The 6,930-nt window shown below is 44.3% G+C and carries 8 protein-coding genes; all 8 read right to left on the bottom strand.

The annotated features are described in order from the left end of the window. Positions 1-141: 141 nt before the first annotated feature. On the bottom strand, positions 142-342 hold the full coding sequence (locus A8708_RS01120) for a cold-shock protein (RefSeq protein WP_028555213.1): 201 nt from the start codon (positions 340-342) through the stop codon (positions 142-144). Positions 343-511: 169 nt separating this feature from the next. Beyond that, positions 512-730, bottom strand: a complete 219-nt coding sequence (locus A8708_RS37020) for a helix-turn-helix domain-containing protein (RefSeq protein ID WP_068661697.1) — start codon at positions 728-730, stop codon at positions 512-514. A 12-nt stretch (positions 731-742) separates the two neighbouring features. After that, the gene (locus tag A8708_RS01110; RefSeq protein WP_068661696.1) at positions 743-1,141 is read right to left on the bottom strand and encodes a pyrophosphohydrolase domain-containing protein; all 399 of its coding nucleotides are present in this window, start codon (positions 1,139-1,141) and stop codon (positions 743-745) included. Positions 1,142-1,223: 82 nt separating this feature from the next. Next, positions 1,224-1,763 (bottom strand): C40 family peptidase, encoded by a 540-nt coding sequence (locus A8708_RS01105; RefSeq protein ID WP_068661695.1) that lies wholly within the window; start codon positions 1,761-1,763, stop codon positions 1,224-1,226. A 158-nt stretch (positions 1,764-1,921) separates the two neighbouring features. After that, positions 1,922-3,118: a response regulator gene (locus A8708_RS01100; RefSeq protein ID WP_068661694.1), complete on the bottom strand. Its 1,197-nt coding sequence runs from the start codon at positions 3,116-3,118 to the stop codon at positions 1,922-1,924. A gap of 9 nt (positions 3,119-3,127) precedes the next feature. Then, complete coding sequence (locus A8708_RS01095) at positions 3,128-4,966, bottom strand: sensor histidine kinase (protein ID WP_068661693.1); 1,839 nt, start codon at positions 4,964-4,966, stop codon at positions 3,128-3,130. Positions 4,967-5,046: 80 nt separating this feature from the next. Then, positions 5,047-5,928 (bottom strand): carbohydrate ABC transporter permease, encoded by an 882-nt coding sequence (locus tag A8708_RS01090; RefSeq protein ID WP_082927195.1) that lies wholly within the window; start codon positions 5,926-5,928, stop codon positions 5,047-5,049. Positions 5,929-5,944: 16 nt separating this feature from the next. Further along, a complete protein-coding gene (locus A8708_RS01085; protein ID WP_068661692.1) occupies positions 5,945-6,835 on the bottom strand; it encodes a carbohydrate ABC transporter permease in 891 nt (296 codons plus the stop codon). Between the last annotated feature and the right edge of the window lie 95 nt (positions 6,836-6,930).

Raw genomic sequence — 6,930 nt, 5'->3', positions numbered from 1 at the left:
TCAACTATGTACTTCCGCCATCTCGCGGTGTACTCGGGACTTTCACCCGTTAGCACGATGCGCTGCCAAGCGCACCAAAAGAAAGACCCTTAACCGAAGTTAAGAGTCTTTCTGGAGAATGCTATATGTGCAAGCTGGAGCTTACAGTTTTACAACGTTCTCAGCTTGTGGTCCGCGGTTGCCTTGAACTACGTTGAACTCAACGCGTTGGCCTTCGTCCAAAGATTTGAAACCTTCGCCAGTGATTGCGGAGAAATGTACGAATACATCGTTTCCACCTTCAACTTCGATAAATCCAAATCCTTTTTCTGCGTTAAACCATTTAACTGTTCCTACTGCCATGGGTAATACCTCCAAAGTTTTATTAACATGTCTTTTTTCTTGTTTCGAACAAAAAAATTACACATTGGAAAAGGTTTCATTTACTTAAAATGATAACCCTTTGCAATACGCAATTCAGGTTTTCCCTTAAGACTATTAATACTGTACCACACTATATTAGGTATTGCAATTATACCTGAGAGGGATTTATTGCTAAAGCAATAAAGGTTTCTCTATCCTCAATTTTAAGTGCTATAGCTAGTGCTAATGCGACATCTTTCGACGGAATGATTCGACCATTTTCGATTGAATTTAGGATGGAATAGCTGACTCCTGCTTTCTCCCCAAGCTTACGTAAAGTGAGATTATGCTGTAGCCGCAGCTCTTTGAGCCGGATGTGGAAGGCCACGATCGCCTCACCTCAACTTTCTTTATTTTTTTGTCTATGAATTTCAGTTCTAATTTTGTCGAATGGGTCTTCCCAGGCAGGTGGCTTGATGGTTTTGCCCATTTCATTCTTATGAACCTTCCCATCGGGCCATACTTTAGACATGTTCGCATGTTGAACGATATCGAAGATCGGTCCCGGCTCTACACCCATTTCTACAAGTGTTCCTAGAACAAAATACAATTCATCAATCATCGCATCTACTTCATCTTCTAACGTAGCTGCTTCTTCGAATTCGTTGAGCTCTTCTTGCATCCACGCCAGACGCGCGGCTTTCCGCCCAGGGGAGAGGCGCTGTGGAGATGCGCCCACTGGGTGCTCAAACGTTTCATGAAACTTTTTCACAGCTTCAAATGCTAACTTTAAAGTCATTGTAACTGATCTCCCTTAACAAGGTTATAGTTTTATACTATATACCACCCCAAGGGAGTTCTGGTCAATATCTCTGTGACGATTACAAGTGACGCCCCATAATAAAGCGGTCTTTCCAATAGCCAGTATTCATATCTCGTATAACAACGCCGGAGCTGGTTGTATTACTTACGAATTGACCATTACCAATATAAATACCTACATGATTAATACGACCAGGCTTCGATGTGCTGAACATGACCAAGTCGCCTTTGCTTAAGCTTGTCTTCTTAGATACGCGTGTCCCTAATTTCGCTTGAGCTTGGGAGCCCCAAGGAAGCGATATCCCATTCTTACTGAATACGAGCTGCGTGTACGCGGAGCAATCTAAGATCAGACGGCTCGTGTTTCTTGTTCCAAAGCTATATTTAACTTTCCCAATGTACGATTTCGCTGTACGCACAATGCTATCTGCACGGGACGTGCTCATCGCTGTCGCCGTCACGGCAGCAGCTTCCCCATTCGTGGTTGACGTGGCAGCATTGGCCGCCTGCGGGCTTAACAACGCAGTTCCAGCGACTAACAAGGAAAGACTAAGACCTACAACAGAATGAGTAAGGCGGTTCTTCTTCACAAAAGGCATGATTGATTTCCTCCTTTGGTATGAATATCTAAGTTTGTTGGACCTGCTACTACCATAGCACATGCCAAACAACCTAATATTTAACATCACAGGAGGAAAGTCGCGTCACACCTAATCGCAGTCTCTATTCTGAGAATTTCATGAGAATTCGCTGAGACTCAATCTCTTGACACCAATGAATCCGCTTTATCGCCAGTATGTTCCTGCCGGAACTCTGAGGGGGTCACCCCATATTTCTTCTTAAACACTTGAGAGAAATGCCTCATATCTTGATAGCCAATACGCTCAGCAACGTCTGCCAGCTTCATCTTGGGGTTCAACAGCAACTGCTTCGCCTGCTCTAGCCGCAAGTTGATGACGAAGTCCTTGAATCCCTGACCCGTCTTCTGCTTGAACAACTGGCTAAAGTATACGGGGTTCAGATACACGATGGAAGCCACCTTCTCAAGCGAAAGATCGTCTTGATAGTGCGTGCGCATATATTGCAAAGCCACTTCAACAGAACGATCACTGCCGCTGGCGTGATGCTCATAGACCTGTGTGGTTGACGCCTGCCGCATCCGTTGCACCTCGGCAGGCACGGACTGGTACTGTTGAATCCGTTCCGTAGTCATGATCTGGAACGGTACCTTCAAATATTTAATGAGATGGCTGCGAAGCTCCTCAACGAGCTGTGTAATGCTTGTTCCTTCGGGAGGCGTGACCAGCCCGAGCAAGCTTTTGCTATCGTGAACCGTCACGAACCCTTTGCCGTAACGTTCGATCAGCTCCAACAGGACGTTCTCGATAATGAAATTTTCCAGAAATACGGCCTTGTCGGTCTCCATTTTGACCATAATCAGATAGAAATAAGGATGTTGTTCCATGAAAGGACCCATGTCGATACGCCCTGTATCTAGACCTTGTACCCAGCGCTGAAACACAGCTTCTTGCAGATATTTGCGATTCGTCTTGAGCAACTCCGCTTCTTCAATCAGTTCGGTATCATGGGCGATTTCATCACTTAGTTTCCTAATCATTTCGCTCAACACATCTTTGCCAATCGGTTTCAGCAAATAGTCCTTCGCCCCAAGGCGCACAGCTTCTTGCGCATAGGAGAACTCTGAATACGCCGAAATCACAACCCATTTCACATGGGGATGACGACTGCGCGACATATTCATTAGCTCCAACCCTGTCATCCCCGGCATCAGAATGTCCGTAAGCACGATATGAATCGTCTGGCTGCGAAGGATGCTGATCGCTTGCTCCGCATTGGAGGCCAGATGAATGGTATGCTCAGGAAAACGATTCTGAAGCGTACGCTGAATGCCTTGCAAAATAATGGTTTCATCATCAACGATAAGAATATCCATGATGGTCTGTTATACCCCCTTACGAGGAAGCGGCATCGCAATGATAACCGTAGTTCCTGCCTCTAGTTTACTATGTATCCGGAGTCCATAAGCCTCACCGAATAGTAAGACAATACGTCGATGCACATTCGTAAGACCAATGCCTCTTCGTGTCGATTTGCCATCCTCGATGGAAGCCAAGTCACCTATGGAATTGCCCGCTTTATACGTATATGGATCACCTATCATACGCGCATCCTCAATCAGTCTCTCCTGCATCTGACGAAGAAGCTCTTCCTCAATCCCTACGCCATTATCAGAGATCACAATATGCAGCTCCTGCTCCTGCACTTGAGCGAAAACCCGAAGTACACCAAGTTCTCGAAGCGGCTCCAGGCCATATTTCACCGCATTTTCGATAATCGGTTGCAAGGTCATTTTGGGCAGAACCACATCCATCCACTCTGGATCAATGTCTATTTCGGTACGCACCCTTCCCTCTAAGCGATTCTCGATAATCGTCATATAATGGCGCATTTGATCTAACTCTTGCTGTATTGTGGTCTTCGAAGCCTCCTGCCAGTCACTGCTGTATCTAAACATATGAGATAGGGCTAGGATGACTCTGCCGAGTCGATCATTCTCTCGCTCATCTAGCATCCAATAAATCATATCCAAGGTGTTATATAGGAAATGTGGGTTTACCTGTGACTGTAGAGCTTGAAGCTCAGCATTCTTCTCACTCATGGAAGCCAGCGTTATCCGTTCAATTAACTCATCCATCCGATTCACCATGCGATTAAAGGAGGAGACGAGTGAGTTAATTTCCTCGAAAGATCTAACCGTCACCGAGCCTTTGAAATTCCCCATTTCTACCTGTTTCATCTCACGAATCAACAACTTCAACGGGGAGGAAATATTTCGTGAAATCAAACTGGCCAACATAGTGGATAAAATAATAAGAACCACGACAACGAAGTATAAGTACTCTCTCGTTTTGACAACTTCAGCATTAATATCCCCTTTGGGGGTTAAGCCGAATACGGTCCAGTCTGACATTTTCGCTTTCGCTGCGACCATTAATTGATCTGTACGATCATCCACGATGATTTCATTATTTACAGGGCGAGGAAGTCCGCTGAATGAAGGAACCGTTTTCTTGTCTTCAGCCGTCGTGGCAATCATATGATTCTCGCGATCGACGATATAAACACGACTATTCGGGCTAATCGTCACGTTCGAGAGTGCCGCCAAGATAGGTTGTGGGTTCGTTTCAATTAACATCACACCGATTACGCGGTGGTCTGTGAGGTCATACAGCTTCCTGCCAAATACGAAGAGCGGAGCTCGTTGAAATTGATTAATAACCGACTCTTCAACCAGCCCTAACCAAACCATCTCACCTGACGAATCCTGCAGTTTCTGATACCAGTTCGCAGTAGAATAGTTGGTATTGATTACACTATCAAAGCCGCGCTCATAATTGTAGTTCTTCCCCGCATTCGTAATGACATGAATACCGATGATATCATCACGCGAGTAGTAAATGGCTCCCAGAATATTCGTTATCGTTCGCTCATTGAATATACTTGCTGCCATATCGGGATTCGTATCCCGGTCTTGGATTAAACGAAGCATCTCATAGTTACTATTCAATGATTTCGTAACACTATCATAGCCTTGCAAGAGCAAATCAAATAAGCCAACGGTTTGTGAAATATTTTTCTGGGCCAAATCGCTGATTTTACTATGTATGATTTGGGTCGTCCTCTGATAATATAAGACGCTGACTATCACCACGAGGACAAGCATAGAGCTCGTAAATAGTAAGAATAGCCGGTTATGAATGGAATTAAAGCCCCGTGTCACGCGATTTCCCCCTTTCATTACGCGGTATTCGCTATTTTACCACAGCTCCATCTCATAATGAAAAAAAGAGAGGGGTGAAGTTAACCCTTCACCGCTCCCGCTACCATACCTTTTGTAATTTTATCCGCTAATAAGAAATACACGAGAATAACCGGCAACGCACCGAGTACGAGGAAAGCACCGATTGCCCCATAGTTAACGGAATATTGACTCACGAAACTGTTTACCCCGAAAGGAAGCGTCTTGAGTCGCTCGGACGAAATGAATGTCGCCGCGAGGATATACTCGTTCCAAATATTAATGAAGGTTAGAATACACACCGTCATCATTGGCGGAACGGAAATCGGAAGTATAATTCCGGTGAAAATTTTGAAAATTCCTGCGCCATCCACAACCGCGGATTCTTCGATCTCAGCTGGAATGGATCTCATGAAGCCGCTTAGGATAAAGACGGCAACTGGTGTCTGAAACGCAATATACGGAAGAATAATGGAAAGATGCGTATTCAGGATATGCATATTTTTGAAAATAATCATGAGCGGCAATAACGTAGCCTGCATGGGAACCATCATCCCAATAAGGAAGATCACCATAACCAACTGACCATATTTCCATTTGAACCGTGTAATCGCAAAGGCAGTCAATGAACTTAAGAAAAGTACACATACCATTGTAATTAAGGTAACGAATAAGCTGTTCTTTAAATATTGAAAGTAGTGACCGGCTTCAATCGCACTGGAGAAATTCTTCCATTGCAACACTTCCGGCAGAGCGAAAAACCGACCTGAGAGAATTTCCTCATTGGTTTTTAAAGAATAGATGAATAACCATAGCAACGGGTACACTTGCGTGACCACTAGTGCTGACAAAAAGATGATGACAAGAACCTTCAGGATAGAGAAGCTTTTGCGTCTCCGTATGATGGCAGGTTTAGCCGAAGCTGCTTCCCTGGCGTTTAGCATGGTGACACTTCCCTTCCTAAGTGAATTTTCTCTCTAGTTTGTTGAAGATTGAGTTGATAATAACCGTTGCTACTAGACATACCACAACCAAGAAGGCAGCAATCGCGCTTCCATAACCATATTTCAAGGAAAGGAATGAATTGTTGTACATCAGGGTAGAAATCACATCTGTGGCATGAGCCGGTCCGCCGCCTGTCATAACCATAATCATATCAAACGCTTGTAAGGAACCAATAAAAGCAAGGACAATCGATATTTTGAAAATCGGAATATTCATAGGGAAAGTGATATACCAGTCAGCCTTGAGGCCTTCTGCTCCATCGAGACGTGCAGCCTCATAAATGTCAGCCGGGATGTTCTGAATACCAGTAAACTGAATGAGCGTGTGATATCCCAGGTACTGCCAGAGGGCTACGAAATAAAGGGAATACATGGCTATTTTGGGATCGGTTAACCACGATCTCGTCCAGCTATGTAAGTTTAGCAAATCTAATACTTGATTGAGCATACCGCCCATAGACGCGGGATTATAAATCGTTTTCCATAATTGACCAACAATAACGACAGATAAAATAACAGGTAAAAAGTACGCAGAAACGAGGAAGTTAGGCTTTTTGATAAACCGATTAAGCAAGATAGCTACACCCAAAGCAATTGGGATTTCAATCATAGAGAAAACAGCAAACATAAGCGTACGTTTTACGGATGGCCAAAAGACAGGATCGTGGAAAAGCATGGTACGGAAATTCTCGAGTCCTATAAATTTCGATGCGCCAATCCCGTTCCATTCCAACAATCCACTGTACATGGATACGAGAATAGGTACAAATACAAGACCAACATAGATAATTAAACAGGGCAGTACAAATATGGCAATCGTCCACTTGGAGACTCTTAACACATTCACTTGGCTCGCCTCCTTCATGGAATATACCCATGGGGAACTTACCTCAGTCCCTCTTAAGGCACTTTAGGCAAATTCCCGATGGGGTTTATTACGTT

It is taken from the genome of Paenibacillus oryzisoli, from assembly GCF_001653565.1.
Taxonomy (GTDB): domain Bacteria; phylum Bacillota; class Bacilli; order Paenibacillales; family NBRC-103111; genus Paenibacillus_E; species Paenibacillus_E oryzisoli.
Note: the sequence above shows the minus strand (reverse complement) of the source record. Positions and strands in the feature narration are given on the sequence as shown.